Source organism: Pseudomonas sp. PB105, assembly GCF_009764655.1.
GTDB lineage: Bacteria > Pseudomonadota > Gammaproteobacteria > Pseudomonadales > Pseudomonadaceae > Aquipseudomonas > Aquipseudomonas cyclaminis.
This window is the reverse complement of record NZ_RWIO01000038.1, coordinates 1-21,803: the sequence shown is the minus strand read 5'-3', so window position 1 is coordinate 21,803 and position 21,803 is coordinate 1. Positions and strand designations below refer to the sequence as shown.

Here is a 21,803-nt window from a genome sequence, read left to right as displayed (position 1 = left end):
ATTTTTCGGGAGTAGTCACCCATTCCCGACTCACGGGATAATGGGTGTTGTCATTTTTCAAAGCGTTACGCTCAGGGCTTTATATGAAAGGAACATCCACCGGTAGCGAAGCCGCTGCATTGATTGCGCGGCTGGACTGGGCACGAAGCCCACTCGGTGAGGCCAATGACTGGCCGCAAAGCCTGCGCACAGCGGTCGATATCGTCGTCCATTCGCCGATGCCGATGCTCCTGCTGTGGGGCAGCCAGCTCACCCAACTCTACAACGACGGCTTCGCGGCGCTGGCCGGCAATAAACACCCCGAGGCCATGGGCCAACCGGCGCACCAGACATGGCCAGAGCTGGAAGGCTTTACCGGCCCGGTCTACGACGCCGTGCTCAGTGGCCAGGTGCGCACTTTCAGCGAGCAGCGCTTCGTCCTGCAACGCAACAATCGCGACACGGAAATCTGGCTGGACCTGACCTACAGCCCGATCCGCGATGAAAGCGCCAATGTGGCCGGTATCCTCGTCACTGCCATCGAAACCAATGAGCGCCGCAAAGCCCAGCACAACACCGAGCAACGCCTGCAGCTTGCACTGGCGGCGACCGACGCCGTAGGCACCTGGGATTGGGACATCGGCGAGGACCACTTTATCGCCGACGCCCACTTCGCCTACCTGCACGGTGTCGACCCCAGCGACGCTGGCCTGCTGCCCATCAGCGAATACCTGCATGGCGTGCATCCGGAAGACCGTGGCACGGTGGCGCGCAGCATCAAGCACTGCATCACCCACGGCACCGAATACGCCGAGGAATACCGCCTGCAACAAGCCGACGGCCAGGTGCGCTGGGTATTTGCCCGAGGTCGGTGTTACAAGGATCACAATGGCCGCCCGGCGCGTTTCCTCGGCGCCGCACTGGACCTGACCGAGCGCAAGCACACCGAGCAGGCCCTGCGCCAAAGCCAGACCGAGTTGCAACTGATCATCAACGCGATGCCGGTGCTGATCGGCTACGTCGACCACGAGCAGCGCTTTCGCCTGAACAACAGCGCCTACCTTGAGTGGTACGGCATGACGCCCCAGGAGCTGTACGGCAAGACCATCCGCGAAGTGCTCGGCGACGAGGTGTACGCAGGACGCGAAGACAAGATCGCCGCCGCGCTCAAGGGCAAGGCCTGCAGCTTCATGACCATCACACCCCACCGCGACGGGCGCCCGCGTCATGCACTGATGAAGTACTTGCCGCGTTTCAGCAATGACGGCTCGGTGAACGGTTTCTACATCTTTGTGATCGACGAAACCGAACGCAAACTCACCGAAGAAGCCCTGCGCCACCTCAACGACAACCTCGAAGAGCGCGTGGCCCAGCGCACCCAGGCCCTGGCCGAGGCCAACCAGCGCCTGCAAAACGAGATGTTCGAACGTGAGCGCGCCGAAGATGCGCTGCGCCACGCGCAGAAAATGGAAGCGGTGGGCCAACTGACTGGCGGCATTGCCCATGACTTCAACAACATGCTCACCGGGATCATCGGCAGTCTGGACCTGATGCAGCGTTACATCGCCGCCGGGCGCAGCGAGGAGATCGGGCGCTTTACCGATGCCGCCGTGTCGTCGGCCCATCGCGCTGCCGCCCTCACCCACCGCTTGTTGGCGTTTTCGCGACGCCAGTCACTGGACCGCCGCCCCACCGACCCCAACCAATTGGTGGCGTCCCTGGAGGACTTGTTCCAGCGCACCAAGGGCGCGCATATCGCGCTCAAGGTGCAACTGGGCCACGACATCTGGCCGGTCAACACCGACGCCAGCCAGCTGGAAAACGCCCTGCTCAACCTGGTGATCAACGCCCGCGACGCCATGCCCGATGGCGGCGAATTGCTGATCGAAACCGCCAACAGCTACCTGGACGGCACCGACATCACCACCCTCGAACCGGTCAAGGCCGGCGACTACGTGATGCTCGGCGTGTGCGACAACGGCACTGGCATGGCGCCGAAAATCCTCGCCAAGGCGTTCGACCCGTTCTTCACCACCAAACCCATCGGCCAGGGCACCGGCCTGGGGTTGTCGATGATCTACGGGTTTGCCCAGCAGTCCGGCGGCCACGTCACGATCCAGAGCGAACCCGGCCAGGGCACCTGTGTGCGCCTGTACCTGCCGCGCCTGCACGGCACTGCGCTGGAAAGCAATCTGCCCGCCAGCCTCGGCGAAGCGCCGGTGGCCCTGGCCGGTGAAGCCGTGGTGGTGGTCGAGGACGACCCGGCGGTGCGCATGCTGGTGGTGAATGTGCTGGATGAATTGGGCTATACCGCGCATCAGGCGGCGGATTCACGCACCGCGTTGCCACTGCTGGAATCGGACCTGCGCGTGGACCTGCTGGTGACCGACGTCGGCCTGCCGGGCATGAATGGTCGGCAACTGGCGGAAATCGCGCGCCAGCACCGTCCAGGGTTGCGGGTGCTATTCATGACCGGTTACGCCGAAAAAGCCGCCGAGCGCCAGGGCTTCCTGGAGGACGGCATGGACATGGTGGCCAAACCGTTTTCCATCGACCTGCTGGCGACTAAAATCCGCAGCATGATCAGCGTGGTCGAATGAGTTCAGGCATAATCGCGCGCCGTCGCACACCTGGTAGAGATCAATGAAAGCCCAAGCCCGTCATATCCTAGTGAAAACCAGCGAAGAAGCCGAACAACTCAAGCAGCGCATCGCCAAGGGCGAAGCCTTTGATGTGCTGGCCAAGAAGTACTCCACTTGCCCATCGGGCAAGCGCGGCGGTGACCTGGGTGAAGTGCGGCCGGGGCAGATGGTCGGGGCGATCGATGCGGTGATTTTCAAGAAACCGGTGAAGGTGGTTCACGGGCCGATCAAGAGCAAGTTTGGGTATCACTTGGTGCAGGTGTTTTACCGGGATTGAGTGGTTGGCTTTAGAACGCTATCGGGGGCTCCTGTGGGAGGGGGCTTGCCCCCGATCCGCCAAAGGCGGCCATCCACTCACTCTCTTGAAATCAGCGCCCCCGGCACCTGAATCACCCGGCTCGCCAACCGATGCCCAGCCAACGCAGCCTCTTCCGGCGCCCCACCCCTGAGCCGGCTGGCCAGGTACGCCGCACTGAACGAATCCCCCGCCGCCGTCGTATCCACCACTTTCTCGACTTTCAACGCCGGCACGACAAAGCGCTCGCCATAGCAGCGGATCAAACACGCATCCGCCCCTCGCTTGAGCACCACTTCCGCAATCGCCGGGTACGCCGCAAACACCTGCTCGCTGTCGGCATAACCAAATAACGCGCGCTCGTCATCTTCGGTGAGCAAGGCGATATCCACCTCAGCCAACACTTTTCGATACGCCGCACGCGCCGCCTCGATACTGGCCCACAAGCGCGGCCGGTAGTTGTTGTCGAACACCACCTTGGCGCCACGGCGGCGGGCTTCGACCAGCGCTTGCAGCAAACGCTCACGCCCGACCTCGCCCAGTACCGCCAGGGTAATGCCGCTGAAATACACTACGTCATAACTCGGCAAAGCCGCCAGGACCGGCTCGGCTGCCGGCGTGGTGAAACAGTCGCGCACGGCGGCTTCGTTGCGCCAGTAGAGGAATTTACGCTCGCCGTGGGCGTCGGTCTGGATGCAATACAAGCCCGGCAATCGCCCCGGCAGACGCTGGACCAAGCCCAGCCCCAGGCCTTCGTCGGTCCATTGCTGGCACATGGCGTCGCTGAAGCTGTCGTCGCCCAAGGCAGTGACATAGTCCACCGCGCCGATATCGCCCAGCTCGCGGCGCAGGTACACCGCCGTGTTCAGGGTGTCGCCGCCGAAGCTTTGTTGCAGGCTGCCGTCGGCGCGGTGTTGCAGTTCGATCATGCACTCGCCGATCAGGGCGATGCGGGGTTGGGTGGTCATGGCTGCTTTCTCGGTGGGGCTGAGGGCCCCGATAGGAACGACGCGGTCTAGAAGCAAGTGTGCAGGGACTCGACCACCTGCAGTTGCTCATCCACAAGGCAACCCACCTGCCATTTGTCGAAGGTCAGGCATGGGTGGGACGTACCAAAGGAAATGATGTCGCCAATGCGCAGTTCAACCCCGGGCGCCACGACCATGAAGGCATGCTGGTCCATCACTGCCGTAACCTTGCAGGAGCTCACATCATCGCCTTGCGCCGGTACGATGCCGGCCTTGTAGCGCTTGAGCGGTACCGGCAACCCGGCGTCGTAGGCCACGTCACGCTTACCCAGGGCAATGACTGCAAAACCCGGCTCAGGCAACGACTGCACATGGGCCCAGACTTCCAGCGCCGGACGCAGGCCTTCATTGAGGTCGCTACGACGGTCGAGCACGCAGCACTGCGCCTCTTTGTAGATGCCATGGTCGTGGGCTACATAGCTGCCAGGGCGCAGCACGCTGAGGAAACGCCCGGCGGCGTTCTGTTGTTCAAAGGACTCGGCGATCAGGTCATACCAGGCTGAGCCCGAAGCGGTGACGATTGGCTTGGTCAAATCGAAAGCGCCGCTGTTTTGCAGGTCCACCGCCAGACGCACCAGGCTGGCGGCAAATTCGCGGATACCGCTGATGGCGTGCTCGCCATGGATCACGCCTTCATAACCCTCGATACCCGTGAGGGCCAGCGCCGGTTGGGCCTTGATCGCCTTGGCCAGGTCGCGCACTTGCTGCTCGCTGCGGCAACCGCAACGGCCACCGACCACACCGTATTCGATCATCACATTCAAGCGCAGGCCACGGGCGGCGAAGAACAGGCCCAGGTCGGCGACGTTGTCCGGGTGGTCGACCATGCAGTGGAAGTCAAAATCCTTGTCGGCCAGCAGGTCGGCGATCAACGCCATGTTCGGCGCGCCCACCAATTGGTTGGCCATCAACACGCGGCGCACGCCGCCGGCATACGCTGCGCGGGTCTGTACGGCGTTGGCCAGGGTAATGCCCCAGGCGCCTTGGGCGATCTGACGCTGAAACAGCGCCGGCATCATGCTGGTCTTGCCATGGGGCGCGAGTTCGGCGCCGCTGTTGCTGACAAAGTCCTGCATCCAACGGATGTTGTGTTCCAGGGCGTCGCGGTGCAGGACCAGGGCCGGCAAACTGACGTCACGGACCAGGTGGGCACCGACGGCGGCGGCGCCTTTTTCAACGGCGTTGATGGCAGACATGAAAACTCCTATTCGTTGATGCGACGGGCCAGGTGGTTGGCGCTGTCGATCAACACCCGGCGATAGTCGTTGTAGTTTTTTTGCGCATCGGCCCGTGGGGCGACGATGCACAGCGTCGCAATGCTGATGCCCTGCGCGTCCCGCACCGGGGCGGCAAAGCAATGGGTAAAGGTGTCGGCCACACTGTCGAAGGAAAAGAACCCATCAAGGGTGGCCTGGCGTATCTGCGCAAGGAACGTTTCCAGCGGCAGGCGCTGACCGTCCGGCAGGATGAAATCGTCATGGTCGATCAGGTCGACGATCTGCTGGTCGCTCAGGTGCCCCAGCAACAGGCGCCCGGAGGCGGTCCAGGGGATTGGCGCGTTTTCGCCGATGTCCGAAGAAATCCGGAAATGCCGCTCGCCTTCGCGCATCAGCGCTACCGTGTATTTGCGCCCATTGAGCAGGCACATCTGTGCAGTTTCGTGGGTCTGGCTGACGATCTCCTGCAAGGCGTGATCGGCCTCGCGGGTCAGGTCGAAGTGGCGCAGGTGCGCCTGGCCGAGGAAGTACAACTGGCGACCGAGGTAGACGTGACCATCCTTGCCCACGGTTTCAAGAATGCGCCGTTCCAGCAGGGACGCGACCAATTCGTAGACGGTGGACTTGGGGCTGCCGATACCGCTGGCGATATCATTCGGGCGCAGGGGCTGGCCGACTTCCTTGAGGAAATCGAGGATATCGAATGCACGGTCCAGGCCTTTGGCGCGGCGTTTGATGGTGTCTTCGGTCATGGCAATTTCGGTCCGGTCGAAGTTGTTGGGTACGACACAATTCTCCTGTGGGAGGGGGCTTGCCCCCGATAGCGGTGTGTCAGAAACAGATGTGTCGACTGGCACTCCGCCATCGGGGGCAAGCCCCCTCCCACAGTGGATTTTCTGTGGGTTCAAGAACGGGGCAATTTAGCCCTTTTTCTTGTAGGCCACGCAATCAATCTCGACCTTGCAATCCACCATCATATTGGCCTGCACACAGGCCCGCGCCGGGGCGTGTTCCGCGGTGAAGTATTCGCCGAAGACCTTGTTGAAACTCCAGAAATCCCGCGGGTCTTCCAGCCACACGCCGACCCGCACCACGTCCTTGAGTTCGTAGCCGGCTTCTTCGAGGATCGCCACCACGTTGCGCATGGTCTGCCGGGTCTGCTCGATGATGCCGCCGGTGATGATTTCACCGTCCACCGCCGGCACCTGGCCCGAGACGTAGAGCCAGCCGTCCGCTTCTACGGCGCGTGCAAAAGGACGGGGTTGGCCGCCACCGGCGGTGCTGCCGGCGCCGTAACGAGTAATGCTCATACATGTGCTCCTGATTAAAAACGAATGTTCTTCAAAAATTCCGCCAGGCGCGGTGACTGCGGGCGCTCGAAAATATCTTTGGCCGAGCCCTGCTCCTCGATCCGCCCCTGGTTCATAAATACGATCTTGTCCGAGACTTCATAGGCAAAGCGCATTTCATGGGTGACCAGCAACATGGTCATGCCCTCTTCCGCCAGGCCCTTGATCACGCTGAGCACTTCGCCCACCAACTCCGGGTCGAGGGCCGAGGTGACTTCGTCGAACAACATCAGGCTGGGGTTCATCGCAATCGCACGGGCAATCGCCACACGCTGTTGCTGGCCGCCGGACAGCTGGCCGGGGAAGTGATTGCGGCGCTCCAGAAGTCCTACGCGGTCGAGCCATTTTTCCGCGAGTGCAACGGCCTCGTCCTTAGGCATTTTCTTAACTTTCAACAAACCCAGGGTCACGTTCTGCAACGCGCTCAAATGGGGAAACAAGTTGAACTGCTGGAAGGCCATGCCGGTCATCGCCCGGTGCTGGGCGATCACCCGTTCGGGGTGGCGCACACGCTTGCCGCCGACGTCGCTGTAGCCGATGGACTCGCCGTCCAGGGTGATCTGGCCGCCCTGGAACTCTTCCAGCAGGTTGACGCAGCGCAACAGCGTGGTCTTGCCTGAGCCGCTGGAGCCGATCAAGGTCACGACGTTGCCGCGCTGCATGGACAGGTCGACGCCCTTGAGCACTTCCACCTCGCCGTATTGCTTGCGCAGGCCGCGGATGTTCAGCAGTGGCTCGGTTGTTTGAGGTTGGTTCATGGCAAGGCCACCCGCTTTTCAATGTAGCGCCCGAATAACTCGATGGCGTAGTTGATGACAAAGAACATAAACCCGGCGAACAGGTAGAACTCCAGGGTCATGAAGGTACGTGCGATGACTTGCTGGGTACTGAGCAGCAACTCAGCCACGCCGATCACCGACAGCAAGGTCGAGGCCTTGACGATTTCCGTGGAGGAATTGACCCAGGTCGGCAGGATCTGCCGCAGTGCCTGGGGCAGCAGCACGTAGGCCAGGGACTGATAAAACGTCAGGCCAATCGCCTTGCCTGCTTCCAACTGTCCACGGGGAATGGCTTGCAGGGCACCACGCACGATTTCCGACACATGGGAGCCGCAGAACAAGGTGAGCCCGACGGCACCGGCCTGGAACGCGCTGATCTGCCAACCGAGCGCCGGCAGCATGTAGAAACACGCGAGCACCAACACAAACACTGGCGTGCCGCGGATCAGATCCACATACAGGCGAAACGGCGCCCGCATCCAGAATTTGCCGTAGGTCAGCACCAGCCCGGCGAAGATGCCGATCAGGGTGCCGAAGATAATCGCCAGCGCCGAGCAATAGATACTGGTCTGGAACCCGGCCCACAGGGTGTCCCGGGCGATCCACAATTCATGCAGCCAACTGGGGGATTCGTACATGGAAACCCTCCTTAACGACGGATCGCCAGACGCTGTTCCAGGTAGCGGAGCAGCATGGCAATGAGGTAACAGGCAGCCACGTAGAGCGCGGTCGTGACCATCCAGGTTTCAATCACCCGGTAGCTTTCGACGTTGATCTTGCGGGCGTAATAGGTCAGCTCGGGCACTGCAATCGCAGCGGCCAGCGAGGTGTCCTTGAACAGTGAGATGAAGTTGTTCGAGAGCGCCGGCAGCACATTGCGCAACATCACCGGCACGGTGATATACGCGCGGATACGCCACTCGCCGAGGCCGATCGCAAGCCCGGCTTCACGCAGCCCCTTGGGAATATTCAACAGCCCGGCGCGGAACACTTCGGTCAGGTAGGCACCGGCGTACAACGACAACGTGATGATGAACGAGGGAATCTTGTCCAGCCGGATGCCCAGGCTCGGCAAGGCAAAGTAGATCAACAGGATCAGCACCAGGATTGGCGTGTTGCGGATCACCGTCACGTACACCGAGGCGAAGATGCGCAACGCACGGTGTTTGGACAGCATGGCAAACGCCATCAGCAGGCCGATCACGCAGCCGATGGCGATCGACAGCAATGCCAGTTGCAGGCCCAGGCCGAGCCCCGCCAGCAAGGTGTCGAAGTCGCGCCACACGGCGGCAAAGTTCAACTGATAGTTCATGGTCAACAGTACCTGGTTGGGGCGCCTTGACAGGCACCCCGGTTATTCCGGATCACTTGAATTCAACAGGGAAACCAATTGCCGGCTCAGGCAGGTCCACGCCGAACCACTGCTTGAACGAGGCCTTGTAGGTCGGGAATTCCACACCCGTCATGGCTTCATGCAGGGCGGTGTTGACGAAGTTCAGCCAGTCCTGGTCGCCACGCTTGACCGCGCACGCATAGGTTTGCGGGCTCCAGGCGTAGGCCGGGCTGCGGTAGCGGCCGGGGTTCTGCACCATCAGGTACTTGACCGAGGACTGGTCGGTGGCGGCAGCATCGGCGCGCCCGGAGTTCACGGCCTGGTACATCAGGTCGACACTGTCGTACTGGTCGACCTTGGCCTTGGGCAGCGCCTGGTGCACCAGTTCTTCGGCGTAGACGTTTTGCAGCACGGCCACGGTGACGCCATCACCCGCTGCCTGCAGGTCTTCAATCTCCTTGTACTTGCTGTTGTTCGGCAGCAGCAGGCCCACGCCTTCGCGGTAATACGGCAAGGTGAACGCCACCTGCTGCGCACGGCTGGCGGTGACGGTGATGAACTGGCAGCTCATGTCGACCTTGTCGGTCAGCAGATTGGGAATCCGCGCATCGGAAGACTGCACCACGAACTCGACCTTGGTCGGATCATTGAACAGCCCCTTGGCCACGATGCGGCCAATGTCGATATCAAACCCCTGCAACTTGCCATCCGCTCCCTGGAAGTGCCACGGCGCATTGGTACTGCCTGTACCCACGATCAAATGCCCACGTTTGAGCACGTTATCGAGCTTGCTGTCCGCCGCTTGCACAATGCCTGCGAGGGAAGCCGATGCGGCGAAGAGAAAAACACACGCGTTGAACACGGAAGGTCGGTGATGCATGACAGGCACTCCAGGAGTTGTGTATTCCGCTATACCGGAACATAGTATGTAACAACGGAATAGACAGCAGAAAGTGTGCCATACGTGTTCGGCGAAAACTACGGACTCGATAAAGTCCTTGCTAATCAGCTACATAAATAGGCGCGTGAGCGGCGGCGTCTGCCCAGCCCCTGGAATCAGATTGCTACTCAAGGACTCACACAGCAGTGACAGCGCCATCGGGGTGCGTCACCGCTCCGTTACCGCGCACACTCGCACCGTGGAAAAACGCCTGAGCTGGGCTAGCCTTTGGCACAGACCCGAAAATAAGGACTGGTTCCAATGAAGCTTCGTCTCCCCCTGGTTTTGCTCGCTCTACTGGCAGCAGGCAGTGCCGCGGCAAGTAACGACCGCCGCGAATGTAAAGAGGAACTGCAAAAGCTCAAGGAGGCCTTCGATACCAACTACAGCAGCCAGAATCACCACGGCTACCGGCAGGCGAAGGCTTCCAGGGACAATGAGGAATACAGAAAATGTGCAAGCCAGGCCCGTAAGGCCCGGGAACGCGCAGAGCGTGCCAACGACGTGTAAGCCACTGCTACCTGTGAAAGTTGACAGTAGACCGGCGCAAACGCCTGCCTTAGCGTAAGCCCAAGGTGCTGAAGGGGGTTGCCCGATGAACTATGTCAACGCTGTGATCGAGGACAAGGCGGCGTTTGAGCGCGCGCTTGATACGCCGCTGCCGGTTTTCGTCGTATTTATTTCACATGCTTGCCCGGCTTGCACTGACGCAATGCCGCGCTTCACGCGTATGAGCGAGAGGTATAAGGGCGGGATTAAAATCCTGATCCTTGACTGTACCGAAACCCCTCGCCATCCCGAGGTCGATCGCATTCCCATGCTACTGATCTATCACAATAAAGCGCTGCTCGACACCGTTCCCGGCCTGGGTGAGCAGGCGCTAAAAAAGGCTTTCGAGCAGTACACCAGAAAAGAAGGTTACGGCGCAGGCACCGGCACCAGGCAAACTTGAGTCACACGCCGCTCCTCTACCGCCGCGACCGTCAACCGCCAACCCTCATGCTCCAGGCTATCGCCCACCACCGGCAGACGGTCGAGCAGACTCATCACCAGGCCGGCCAGGGTCTGGTAATCCTCGGTAGCGCTTGCCTTGAAGCCAGTGCGCCGACGAACCTGGGTGAGGTTCAAGGCGCCATTGGCGCGAAAGCCGTCAGCCTCCTCGACAATGTCCGGCCCTTCGATCTCACTGGCATCCGGCAATTCCCCGGCGATGGATTCGAGGATGTCGGTCATGCTCAACACACCCATAAAATCACCGAATTCGTTGATCACGAACGCAATATGGGTCGACTCCTGGCGCATCTGCTCCAGGGCATTGAGGATCGAAAAACTCTCCAGCAGGTTGATTGCCCGACGCGCCAGGTGCTCCAGGTTCGGCTCGTTACCGGCCAGGTATTCCTTGAGCAGTTCCTTCTTGTGCACGAAGCCCAAGGGTTCATCCACCGCGCCATTACGGATCAACGGCAGGCGTGAGTAGGACGAATGCATCAGCTTCAGGCGAATCGTCTCGGCATCGTCCGCCAGGTCGATAAAGTCGACCTTGGCTCGTGGCGTCATCAGGCTGCGGATCGGCCGCTCGGCCAATTGCAGCACGCCGCTGATCATTACCCGTTCGCGGCGGTCGAACAGCGGGCCTTGGGCGGTATCCGGCTCACCCAGCAAGTCGGCCACCTCTTCGCCCACTTCTTCCACTGCCAGGCTGCGACCGCCGAGCAAGCGCATTACCGCGTGGGCGGTACGCTCACGCACCGGCAACACGCCCTGCGCCGATTTCTTGCGACGAGCACGGGCGATCTGGTTGAACACCTCGATCAGGATCGAAAAACCAATCGCCGCGTACAGGTAACCCTTCGGAATATGGAAGCCCAGGCCTTCGGCGGTCAGGGCAAAACCGATCATCATCAAAAAGCCCAGGCACAGCATGATCACGGTCGGATGGGCGTTGACGAAGCGCGTCAGCGGCTTGCTCGCCACGATCATCAGGCCGATGGAAATGATCACCGCGATCATCATCACCGCCAGCTCATCGACCATGCCCACGGCGGTAATCACCGCATCCAGGGAGAACACCGCGTCGAGCACCACGATCTGCGCCACGATTGGCCAGAACATGGCATAAGCCACATTGCCCGTACGCTGGGCCACGTGCCCTTCAAGGCGCTCATGCAATTCCATGGTGGCCTTGAACAGCAGGAACACACCACCAAACAGCATGATCAAGTCACGGCCGGAGAAGCTCTTGTCGAACACTTCGAACAGCGGCTGCGTGAGGGTTACCAACCACGAAATACTGGCCAGCAGGCCCAGGCGCATCAGCAACGCCAGGGATAAACCGATCAACCGCGCGCGGTCACGCTGCTCCGGCGGCAGTTTGTCTGCCAGGATCGCGATAAACACCAGGTTGTCGATACCCAGCACCAGTTCCAGCACAATCAAGGTCAACAGGCCGAGCCAGGCCGTTGGATCCGCTAACCATTCCATTAATATCAGTCTCTATCTAGGTTTCAGAATGCCGGACACGGCAAGACGCGGTCAGGAGACCGGGACAAGGTTAGCAGTCGGAATACGGGATGTTTCAGCGGGAACGGCAGCAGTAGGTGTCTTGGGGAAAGACGACTGGGGGGCTCCGAGAGGGTGTTCATGCAAATCCTGCGATGACAAAAGGACTTGAATCGTACAGCCGAAAGGTAATTTTCCTACAACGCAAAACTATTACAAGATCTGTATTCCCTCAGTCACCGCTGGACCAATGTGGGCGCGGGCTTGCTTGCGAAAGTGGAGTGCCAGTCGGTCCATGCTTGACTGATACACCGCCTTCGCGAGCAAGCCCGCTCCTACAGGGGATTACCTGCCTCTTACCAGAACCGCTGCTGGGTCAAGCGGCTCCACCACGTCAGCAACACACGGTCCACCGAACCGCTGGCCGCCAGGCCCAGGCGCTCTTGCAGGCTTTTGCGCTCGGCATAATGCAGGTGGAACACCTCGGCGGTCGCAGCCTTGGTGGCGAGGTATTCGTCGCTGGTTTGCAGTTCGTCGACCAGTTGTTTGTCCAGGGCTGCAACGCCGAGCCACACTTCCCCGGTGGCCACGTCATCAATCGCCAACTGCGGGCGATAACGCGATACGAAGTTCTTGAACAGTTGATGGGTGATATCCAGGTCTTCCTGGAACTTCTCGCGACCCTTCTCGGTGTTTTCGCCAAACACTGTGAGGGTGCGTTTGTATTCGCCGGCGGTCAGCACTTCAAAGTCGATGTCGTGTTTTTTGAGCAGGCGGTTGACGTTGGGCAACTGCGCCACCACGCCGATGGAGCCCAGGATGGCAAACGGCGCGCTGATGATCTTCTCGCCGATGCACGCCATCATGTAGCCGCCGCTGGCCGCGACCTTGTCGATGCACACGGTCAACGGCACACCCGCCTGGCGGATACGCGCCAATTGCGACGAGGCCAGGCCGTAGCTGTGCACCATGCCGCCGCCGCTTTCCAGGCGCAGCACCACTTCGTCCTTGGGCGTGGCCAGGCTCAGCAGCGCGGTAATTTCATGGCGCAGACTCTCGGTGGCCGAGGCCTTGATGTCACCGTCAAAGTCCAGCACGAATACCCGTGGCTTGGCCTCGGGTTTTTTCTTGCTGTTCTTCTTTTCGGTTTTGCTTTCGGACTTGCGCAGGGCTTTGAGCTGGTCCTTGTCGAGCAGGCTCGACTCCAGGCGCTCACGCAGGCCTTTGTAGAAATCGTTGAGCTTGCTGACCTGCAGTTGGCCGGCGGATTTGCGACGACCTTTGCTGCGCAGTGCGGCGAAGCTGATCAGTACCACCAGAATAGCGACCACCAGGGTGACAGTCTTCGCCAGGAAGCTGGCATATTCGGCCAAAAAATCCATGTTGCTCCTTACAAGTGCAGTGCGCGCGGCGCGGATTGCCCCAGCATACCGGCGGCACCGCCTCCGGGCCAGTGATCAAACCGCCAGCAAGCACAGCCTCCAATGCGCTTTTAAAACAAGCGTATGTTTTTTCATTGACAGCTCCCTGGCATCCTCATAACCTCGCCAGACTTCAACGTACCGGGAAAACGGACGTGGGCAGCATCTATCTGATTCGACATGGCCAGGCCTCCTTCGGTGCAGACGACTATGACGTCCTGTCGCCCGTCGGCGTGGAGCAGGCACACGTGCTCGGTCGCCACCTGGCGGACATGGGCCTGGTGTTCGACCGCTGCGTGGCGGGCGACCTGCGCCGCCAGCAGCACACTGCCACGGCTGCCTTCGATCAATACCGTGCCCTTGGCCTGCCGGTTCCGGTCCTGGAAACCGACAGCGCCTTTAACGAATTCGATGCCGACGCAATCATCCGCGCCCTGCTCCCCGACCTGCTCACCACCGAACCCGACGCCCTGGACATCCTGCGCAACGCCGCGCAGAACCGCAGTGAATTCCAGCGCATCTTCGCCCTGATCATCGAGCGCTGGCTGGCCGGCACTTATGACACGCCGGGGCTCGAAAGCTGGTTGGGGTTTGTCGAACGCGTCCAGGGGGGCTTGCAACGCATTCTTGAAGCCGCGGACAACACACAGAAAATCGCCGTGTTCACCTCCGGCGGCACCATCACCGCCCTGCTCCACCTGATTACCCGAATGCCTGCCGCCCAGGCGTTCGAACTGAACTGGCAAATTGTTAACACCTCGCTCAACCAGCTGAAATTCCGCGGTCGCGAGGTGGCACTGGCTTCCTTCAACGGGCATACCCACTTGCAACTGTTGAAGGCGCCGCAACTCATCACCTTTCGATGAAGTGCGGCCAACCGTGACCCCAAGGTCACTGGACTCTACCCTAAAGGATCGAAACCATGACTGACGTAGCCAAAGCTGTAGAAGCAATGAAAGCCAAATTCAACCCAGGCGCTGCCGAAGGTCTGGACCTGGTGTTCGGTTTCCGTATCGACGACACCAAGAACTTTTCCCTGATCGTCAAAGACAAGACCTGCGAACTGCAGGAAGGCGAAAACCCAGACGCACAAGTGACCCTGGTCATGGACAGCGAAACCCTGGAAGGCATCGTCGACGGCTCGACTGACGGCATGCAGGCCTTCATGGGCGGCAAGCTGCGCACCGAAGGCGACATGATGCTGGCCATGAAGCTGAGCGAACTGTTTCCTTCCTGATTCACGGGCAACCTTGAATCACTGTGAGAGGGGGCTTGCTCCCGATAGCGGTTTTCAGTCGATTCTGAGTTGACTGATCCACCGCTATCGGGGGCAAGCCCCCTCCTGCATTGGGTCGGTGGTATTCAATTTTTGGGCTGCAGCAACAACGCCACCAACGCACTCCAGCCGGTCTGGTGTGATGCGCCCAACCCGCGCCCGGTCTCGCCATGGAAATACTCATGGAACAGCACCAGGTCACGGCTGAGGGGATCCGCTTCCAACTGCGAATACCCCGCCATCGACGGTCGACAGCCATTTTCATCCCGTAGAAACAATCCGGTCAGCCGCTGACTGAGACTGTCAGCCACTTCCTCCAGGGATGACAGATAACCGCTCCCAGACGGGTACTCCACCGAGAAGTTATCCGCGTAGTAGCGATGAAACTCGCGCAGCGATTCAATCAGCATGTAGTTGACCGGCATCCACACGGGCCCCCGCCAATTCGAGTTGCCGCCATACAAGCGTGAATCTGATTCGCCAGGCTGGTAACGGGCACACAGGGTGTCGCCATTCATCTTCAGCGCCAGCGGCTGCTCGGCGAACGCCTTGGACAGGGAGCGCACGCCAAAGGCCGAGAGGAACTCCTTGTCATCAAGCATGCGCCGCAGCAAGTCCTTGGTACGTTCACCGCGCAACAACGCCAGCAGCAGGCGATTGCCCTGCCCCGGCTCATTCCAGCGTGAGACCAACCTGGCCAGATCCGGTCGATGTTTCATAAAACCCAGCAATCGCTCGCGCAACCCCGCCAGCGCTTCATGTTCGCGCTGCTCCAGCACCAACACGGCGAACAACGGCATCAGGCCGACGATGGAGCGCAAGCGCACCGGTTCGCTCTGCCCGTCGGGGCGGTGCAGCACGTCGTAGAAGAACAGGTCCTGCTCATCCCACAGGCCTTCGGCGCTGTCGTCGACCCGGTTGATGGCGCCGGCGATATACAGGAAATGTTCGAAAAACTTCACCGCAATATCCACGTACACGGCATTGCGCTTGGCCAGTTCCAGGCCGATGCGCATCAAGTCCAGCGCATACGCGGCCACCCACGCCGTGCCGTCGGCCTGGTCCAACTGATACCCCGCCGGCAATGCCGCCGAGCGGTCGAACAGCGCAATGTTATCCAGCCCCAGGAAACCGCCCTGGAACAGGTTGCGGCCCTCGGCGTCCTTGCGGTTGACCCACCAGGAAAAATTCAACAGCAGCTTATGGAAAATCCGCTCCAGAAAATCCATATCGCCTACACCGGTCAACGCCTTGTCCTGCAGGTACACCCGCCAACTGGCCCAGGCATGCACCGGCGGATTGGCGTCGTCGAAGCGCCATTCATAGGCTGGCAATTGGCCGTTGGGGTGCATGAAGCGGTCCTTCACCAGCAACAATAGCTGTTGCTTGGCGTATCCCGGATCGATCAGCGCCATCGCCACCGCCTGGAAGCCTTGGTCCCACGAGGCGTACCACGGGTACTCCCAGGTGTCGGGCATGGAGAGGATGTCGAAGTTGGACAGGTGCCGCCAATGGGTATTGCGAATATGCAGGCGCTCAGGCGGCGGCGCGGGTTGCGCCGGGTCGCCGTCGAGCCATTGGTTCACGTCGAAATAATAGAGTTGCTTGGACCACAGCAAACCGGCCAGGGCCTGACGCTGCACGTTGCGCGCATCAGCATCGGCGATGCCGTGTTGCAGGGCCGCGTAGAAGTCGTCGGTTTCCTGGCGACGCTGTTCAAACAACTTGCGCGCATTGACCGCAGGCGCATCAACCGGGGCAAAACGCAGGTACAGGGTTTTGCTTTCGTCCGCCGCCAGCTCAAGGATGAAGCGCGCCGCGACCTTGGTGCCGGTGTCCCGGCGAATCGTGGATTGAGTGCCACTCACCACGTAGTCATTGATGCCATCCTTGAACGGCCCCGACGCCACTTGCCCGTCCAGTTTGACGACGTTGCTTTCGTTTTCGCAGAACAACCACTCCACGCCATCCTCGCCCCAGGCAGTCAGATGACGATCCGGCAATTCATGATGACGGGCCAATACTCGCTCGCCGTCGATCGACAACTGCGGCTTGGGCGCATCAAAGGTCCAGCTCCAGTCGTTACGCGCCCACGCCTGAGGCAATACCTGCAAGCGTGTCGGCTGCTGCGAGCGGTTATGCACGGTGACACGCATGAAAATATCGTCAGGCTGCTGCTTGGCGTACTCGACGCTGACATCGCAATAGCGGTTGTCCTCAAACACGCCGGTATCGAGGATTTCATACTCGGCATCATCCAGCCCGCGACGGGCGTTTTCGGTAATCAGGTCAGTGTAGGGAAAGGCGCCATGGGGGTATTTGTAGAGCATGCGCATGTAGGCATGACTCGGTACGCCATCAACGAAAAAGTACAGTTCCTTGACGTCCTCCCCATGGTTGCCCTCGGCGTTATTGAGGCCGAACAGCCGCTCCTTGAGGATCGCGTCGCGCTCGTTCCACAGCGCCAGGCCCAGGCACCAGCGTTGGGCCTTGTCGCTGAAACCGGCCAGGCCGTCCTCGCCCCAACGGTAGGCGCGGCTGCGCGCGTGTTCATGGGGAAAGTAGGTCCAGGCATCGCCGTCGGCACTGTAGTCTTCACGCACCGTGCCCCATTGGCGTTCACTCAGGTACGGGCCCCATTCGCGCCAGCGCTCGGCGTCTTCGGTGGCCAAGCGTTGGCCTTCAATCGTTTGGGTAACGGGCGTGGCCGTCATGGGGTCCTCCATCGCCTACAAGGTGAGGAGCAGTGTAGAACCCATCGGCGCCCGGATGCACATGAAGACTTGGCAGAGCCTGCCATTCATTCATTTGCAGAATGAAGTCCAGAGGATTCTTCGTTTGCAAGCGCTCATGGAGCCCAACAAAATCCAGTAAAAGGCCATCGCCCTCTTCATCGTCATCAGGAAATTTTCTATGCCCAGTGCCGCACATGTCAGCCCCGACGAGATCCGCAAGGGCTTTTCCAAGGCCATGTCCGATATGTACCGGGACGAAGTCCCCTTGTATGGGGCGCTGATGGAACTGGTGGCCGAGACCAACGGCCGCGTGCTCGACAGCCAGCCAGGCCTGGCGCAACAGCTGCAACGCACCGGCGAAATCCAGCGCCTGGACATGGAGCGCCACGGCGCCATCCGCCTGGGCACGGCGGCCGAACTGGCCACGATCAGCCGCCTGTTTGCGGTGATGGGCATGCAGCCGGTGGGCTACTACGACCTCACGCCAGCCGGCGTGCCGGTGCACTCCACGGCGTTTCGCGCGGTGCACGAACACGCGCTGCAAGCCAGCCCGTTTCGCGTGTTCACTTCACTGCTGCGCCTGGAACTGATTGAGAACCCCGAGCTACGCGCCTTCGCCGAAAGCGCACTGGCCAAACGTTCGATCTTCACCACCGGCGTCTTGGCGTTGATCGAACAGGCGCAAACACAAGGCGGCCTCAACGCCGCCCAAGCCGACGAATTTATCCGCCAGGCCCTGGAAACCTTCCGCTGGCACCACACCGCTACCGTCACCGCCGCGCAATACCAGCAACTCAGCGACCAGCACCGCCTGATCGCCGATGTGGTGGCTTTCAAGGGCCCGCACATCAACCACCTCACCCCACGCACCCTGGACATCGACCAGGTGCAGGCCGCCATGCCCGGCAAGGGCATCACCCCCAAGGCCGTGATCGAAGGCCCACCGCGCCGCCGGTGCCCGATCCTGCTGCGCCAGACCAGCTTCAAGGCCCTCGACGAAGCCATCGCCTTTACCGACGCCCAAGGCAGTCACAGCGCGCGCTTCGGTGAAATCGAACAACGCGGCGTCGCCCTCACGCCCAAGGGCCGTGCCCTCTACGACCAGTTGCTGAACGCCGCCCGCGACGAGTTGGGCGCGTTCCCCAACGAATCCAACGCCGCTCACTACATGCACTTGATGGAACAGCACTTCCAGGCCTTCCCGGACAACCACGACCAGATGCGCGAACAAGGCCTGGCGTACTTCCGCTACTTCGCCACGCCAAAAGGCCTGGCAGCACGCGGCCACGCCGATCAACCACGCACACTGCAAACGCTGATCGCCGCCGGTCATGTGGATGTGGAGCCGTTGGTGTATGAGGATTTTCTGCCGGTGAGTGCGGCGGGGATATTTCAATCGAACCTGGGGGATGCCGCGCAGAGCCACTACGCAGCCCAATCAAACCAGGCGCAATTCGAGGAGGCCTTGGGGCGCAGGACTATTGATGAATTGCAGTTGTACGGCGAGACGCAGCAGCGGTCGATGGATGCATGCACCCAGGCATTGCTGGCGTAAACCACGGCGGGAGCGAGCTTGCCCGCTCCCGCACGGGGCTCGGTCCGGGCTTAACCCAATCGCTGCACAATCTCGTCTTTGATCAACAGACGTTTCTTCTTCAGCACCTCCACCTCCATGTCGTCGGCCTTGCGCGACTCCGCCTCCAGCACATGCTCGTCGGCAGCTGCATATTGCGTGAGCAGCGAGTCCAGACGTTTATCACTCGCCCTGCGTTCGTGAACGACTTCCTTGCTCAAACCCAGATCCTGATACAGGTCGTGTTTCACTGGCATGACGTACCTCCGCAAGTTGATCAATGGCCTACATACCAGACGCTAGCCCATTCCAGCAGGTCTTGTCATGTTTGCGCGCAATACATCCCCGTTCGTCGCGGCAACGGCAATGGGATCAAACCTTCGCCACGCACTGCCCTCCACTGTAGATCGTCACTTGAGGGAGACCGGTTTCATGACTCATGCCGCAACCACTGTCGACACCCTATGCATCAACACCCTGCGCACCCTGGCGATGGACGCCGTGCAGAAGGCCAACTCCGGCCACCCAGGCACGCCCATGGGCCTGGCGCCGGTGGGATACACCCTGTGGAGCCGGTTTTTACGCTATCACCCCGAGCATCCCGACTGGCCCAACCGCGACCGGTTTGTGTTGTCGGTGGGGCATGCGTCGATGCTGTTGTATTCGCTGCTGCACCTGGCCGGTGTGGTGGAGATTGATGCCCATGGCCAGCGCACCGGGCAGCCGGCAATCAGCCTGGACGATATCAAGCTGTTCCGTCAGGCCGACTCCAAGACCCCAGGCCATCCGGAATACCGCATGACCACCGGCGTGGAAACCACCACCGGCCCCCTCGGCCAGGGGTGCGCCAACAGTGTGGGCATGGCCATGGCCGAACGCTGGCTGGCTGAGCGTTTCAACCGCGACGATCAGGTGGTGTTCGACTACAACGTCTACACCCTGTGCGGCGACGGCGACATGATGGAGGGCATCAGCAGCGAAGCGGCGTCGATGGCCGGGCATTTGAAGCTGGATAACCTTTGCTGGATCTACGACAACAACACCATCAGCATTGAAGGCCACACCGAACTGGCGTTCAGCGAAGACGTGATCAAGCGCTTCCAGGCCTATGGCTGGCACACCTTGCACGTCACCGACGCCAATGACTTGCAGGCACTGAGCGCGGCCCTGGAAACCTTCCAGGCGAACACTGGCGCGCCGACCCTGATCGTGGTCGACAGCGTGATCGGCTACGGCTCGCCCCACAAGCACAACACCGCCGCCGCCCATGGCGAGCCGTTGGGTGACGAGGAAATCCGCCTGACCAAGGCCGCGTATGGCTGGCCGCAGGATTCCAGTTTCCTGGTGCCGGATGAGGCGCGCACGCTGTTGCGGGATGCGCTGCACGCCCGCGCCGAACCGTTGTTCCAGCAGTGGAACCAGACCCTGTCGCGTCTCGACCCGCAACTGGCCGATGAACTGCAGCGGATGCGTGCCGGGGAGATGCCCAAGCACTGGCAGGCTGACCTGCCGGGTTTTGCCGCCGATGCCAAGGGCGTCGCCAGCCGGGCGGCGGGCGGCGAAGTGCTGAATGCCTTCGCCCAGCAAATCCCCTGGCTGCTCGGTGGCTCGGCGGACTTGTCACCGTCGACCAAGACCAACCTGACCTTCGACGGCGCCGGGCGTTTCAGCGCCGATGACTACAGCGGGCGCAACCTGCATTTCGGTATTCGCGAACACGCCATGGGCGCCATCGCCAATGGCATGGCACTGTCGTACCTGCGCCCGTACACCTCGACCTTCCTGGTGTTCAGCGACTACATGAAACCGCCGATCCGCCTGGCGGCAATCATGGAACTGCCGGTGGTGTTTGTGTTTACCCACGACTCCATCGGCGTGGGTGAGGATGGGCCGACGCACCAGCCCATCGAACACCTGACGCAGTTGCGAGCCACGCCGGGGTTGCTGACCCTGCGACCGGGCGATGCCAATGAAACCCTGGAGCTATGGAAAGTTGCCCTGGCGCAAACCCACCGGCCAAGCTGTGTGGTGCTGTCGCGCCAGCCGCTGCCGACGCTGGATCGCACGCACTATGCCTCGGCCTGCGGAGCCGCCAAAGGCGCTTATGTGCTGGCGGGGGCGGATGAACCCCAGGTGATCCTGATCGGCACGGGCAGTGAAGTCAGCCTTGCAGTAGCCGCTTATGAGCAACTCAAGAAGGACGGGATTGCCGCGCAGGTGGTCTCGATGCCGAGCTGGGAGTTGTTCGAAGAACAGGACCAGGCCTATCGCGACAGCGTGTTGCCGCCGGCGGTGAAAGCGCGGGTAGTGGTGGAACAGGCCGGGCCTTTGGGGTGGGACCGTTATGTCGGCCAGACCGGCGCCAAGGTGGTGATGAACAGCTTCGGGGCGTCGGCGCCGTTGGCCAAGTTGCAGGAGAAGTTTGGGTTTACGGTTGAGCATGTGGTGAACCAGGCCAAGCAACAAATCGACCTGGCCGGCCACTGATCACCCTGTGGGAGGGGGCTTGCCCCCGATGGCGATGGGTCTGAGTACATATCCGTTGTTTAGGTAACGACCACCTACGGTTCCGCTCTTACAGCGGCTCACTTTTGGAAGAGCCCAAAAGTAAGCAAAAGGCTCTCGCCCCACCACTCGGTGCCTCGCCTAGGCTCGGCATGCCCGAACGCAGGCTTTGGAGCGTGGGCCGCCGCGATGGGCCATCCTTGGCCCAGCGCGGCTAACCCGGCGTCCTGCC

Annotated in this window: 20 protein-coding genes; 8 read left to right on the top strand and 12 right to left on the bottom strand. The window is 61.0% G+C overall.

The genetic code is table 11. The features are described 5' to 3' along the window. The first annotated feature begins 83 nt into the window (after window positions 1–83). The gene (locus EJD88_RS08355; RefSeq protein ID WP_112195693.1) at window positions 84–2,579 is read left to right on the top strand and encodes a PAS domain-containing sensor histidine kinase; all 2,496 of its coding nucleotides are present in this window, start codon (window positions 84–86) and stop codon (window positions 2,577–2,579) included. Between the two features lie 43 nt (window positions 2,580–2,622). Further along, on the top strand, window positions 2,623–2,898 hold the full coding sequence (locus tag EJD88_RS08350) for a peptidylprolyl isomerase (RefSeq protein ID WP_003174397.1): 276 nt from the start codon (window positions 2,623–2,625) through the stop codon (window positions 2,896–2,898). 77 nt (window positions 2,899–2,975) lie between these two features. Here EJD88_RS08350 and EJD88_RS08345 read toward each other — a convergent pair whose 3' ends face one another. The 8 genes from EJD88_RS08345 to EJD88_RS08310 form a co-directional block, all read right to left on the bottom strand. Further along, the gene (locus EJD88_RS08345; protein ID WP_158877663.1) at window positions 2,976–3,884 is read right to left on the bottom strand and encodes a sugar kinase; all 909 of its coding nucleotides are present in this window, start codon (window positions 3,882–3,884) and stop codon (window positions 2,976–2,978) included. Between the two features lie 47 nt (window positions 3,885–3,931). Continuing rightward, window positions 3,932–5,140 carry an amino acid deaminase gene (locus EJD88_RS08340; protein WP_158877661.1) on the bottom strand — a complete coding sequence of 403 codons (1,209 nt, stop codon included), beginning with the start codon at window positions 5,138–5,140 and terminating at the stop codon, window positions 3,932–3,934. 8 nt (window positions 5,141–5,148) lie between these two features. Then, on the bottom strand, window positions 5,149–5,913 hold the full coding sequence (locus EJD88_RS08335; RefSeq protein ID WP_032886547.1) for an IclR family transcriptional regulator: 765 nt from the start codon (window positions 5,911–5,913) through the stop codon (window positions 5,149–5,151). Window positions 5,914–6,081: 168 nt separating this feature from the next. Beyond that, complete coding sequence (locus EJD88_RS08330; protein WP_065952451.1) at window positions 6,082–6,471, bottom strand: RidA family protein; 390 nt, start codon at window positions 6,469–6,471, stop codon at window positions 6,082–6,084. Between the two features lie 14 nt (window positions 6,472–6,485). After that, window positions 6,486–7,268, bottom strand: coding sequence for an amino acid ABC transporter ATP-binding protein (locus tag EJD88_RS08325; RefSeq protein WP_099583192.1), 783 nt, complete (start codon window positions 7,266–7,268; stop codon window positions 6,486–6,488). Next, the gene (locus EJD88_RS08320; RefSeq protein ID WP_099583191.1) at window positions 7,265–7,927 is read right to left on the bottom strand and encodes an amino acid ABC transporter permease; all 663 of its coding nucleotides are present in this window, start codon (window positions 7,925–7,927) and stop codon (window positions 7,265–7,267) included. Before EJD88_RS08320 ends, EJD88_RS08325 begins: the two co-directional genes overlap by 4 nt. Window positions 7,928–7,938: 11 nt before the next feature. Beyond that, on the bottom strand, window positions 7,939–8,601 hold the full coding sequence (locus tag EJD88_RS08315; protein ID WP_112195698.1) for an amino acid ABC transporter permease: 663 nt from the start codon (window positions 8,599–8,601) through the stop codon (window positions 7,939–7,941). A gap of 52 nt (window positions 8,602–8,653) precedes the next feature. Further along, a complete protein-coding gene (locus EJD88_RS08310; protein WP_099583189.1) occupies window positions 8,654–9,502 on the bottom strand; it encodes a transporter substrate-binding domain-containing protein in 849 nt (282 codons plus the stop codon). A gap of 321 nt (window positions 9,503–9,823) precedes the next feature. Here EJD88_RS08310 and EJD88_RS08305 point away from each other — a divergent pair, with 321 nt between their 5' ends. Continuing rightward, complete coding sequence (locus EJD88_RS08305; protein ID WP_158877659.1) at window positions 9,824–10,072, top strand: hypothetical protein; 249 nt, start codon at window positions 9,824–9,826, stop codon at window positions 10,070–10,072. Between the two features lie 85 nt (window positions 10,073–10,157). Beyond that, a complete protein-coding gene (locus EJD88_RS08300; RefSeq protein ID WP_158877657.1) occupies window positions 10,158–10,514 on the top strand; it encodes a thioredoxin family protein in 357 nt (118 codons plus the stop codon). Here the strand turns inward: EJD88_RS08300 and EJD88_RS08295 are convergent. Next, a complete protein-coding gene (locus tag EJD88_RS08295) occupies window positions 10,481–12,043 on the bottom strand; it encodes a TerC family protein (RefSeq protein WP_158877655.1) in 1,563 nt (520 codons plus the stop codon). The two genes, EJD88_RS08300 and EJD88_RS08295, sit on opposite strands and share 34 nt — an antisense overlap. A 374-nt stretch (window positions 12,044–12,417) precedes the next feature. Beyond that, window positions 12,418–13,443 carry a protease SohB gene (sohB, locus tag EJD88_RS08290; protein WP_158877653.1) on the bottom strand — a complete coding sequence of 342 codons (1,026 nt, stop codon included), beginning with the start codon at window positions 13,441–13,443 and terminating at the stop codon, window positions 12,418–12,420. Window positions 13,444–13,637: 194 nt separating this feature from the next. Between sohB and EJD88_RS08285 the strand changes: the two genes are divergently transcribed. Continuing rightward, window positions 13,638–14,348: a histidine phosphatase family protein gene (locus EJD88_RS08285; RefSeq protein WP_112195708.1), complete on the top strand. Its 711-nt coding sequence runs from the start codon at window positions 13,638–13,640 to the stop codon at window positions 14,346–14,348. Window positions 14,349–14,404: 56 nt separating this feature from the next. After that, complete coding sequence (locus EJD88_RS08280; RefSeq protein ID WP_158877651.1) at window positions 14,405–14,719, top strand: SCP2 sterol-binding domain-containing protein; 315 nt, start codon at window positions 14,405–14,407, stop codon at window positions 14,717–14,719. Between the two features lie 125 nt (window positions 14,720–14,844). On the opposite strand, the gene EJD88_RS08275 is transcribed toward EJD88_RS08280, so the two are convergent. Continuing rightward, entirely contained in the window at window positions 14,845–17,472 is a 2,628-nt protein-coding gene (locus EJD88_RS08275) for a glucosidase (protein WP_178117105.1), read from the bottom strand. Between the two features lie 199 nt (window positions 17,473–17,671). Between EJD88_RS08275 and EJD88_RS08270 the strand changes: the two genes are divergently transcribed. After that, window positions 17,672–19,048 carry a VOC family protein gene (locus EJD88_RS08270; protein ID WP_158877648.1) on the top strand — a complete coding sequence of 459 codons (1,377 nt, stop codon included), beginning with the start codon at window positions 17,672–17,674 and terminating at the stop codon, window positions 19,046–19,048. Between the two features lie 50 nt (window positions 19,049–19,098). Here EJD88_RS08270 and EJD88_RS08265 read toward each other — a convergent pair whose 3' ends face one another. Further along, window positions 19,099–19,323, bottom strand: coding sequence for a YdcH family protein (locus EJD88_RS08265; protein WP_158877646.1), 225 nt, complete (start codon window positions 19,321–19,323; stop codon window positions 19,099–19,101). Between the two features lie 175 nt (window positions 19,324–19,498). Between EJD88_RS08265 and tkt the strand changes: the two genes are divergently transcribed. Further along, a complete protein-coding gene (gene tkt / locus EJD88_RS08260; RefSeq protein ID WP_158877644.1) occupies window positions 19,499–21,553 on the top strand; it encodes a transketolase in 2,055 nt (684 codons plus the stop codon). Window positions 21,554–21,803: the final 250 nt, after the last annotated feature.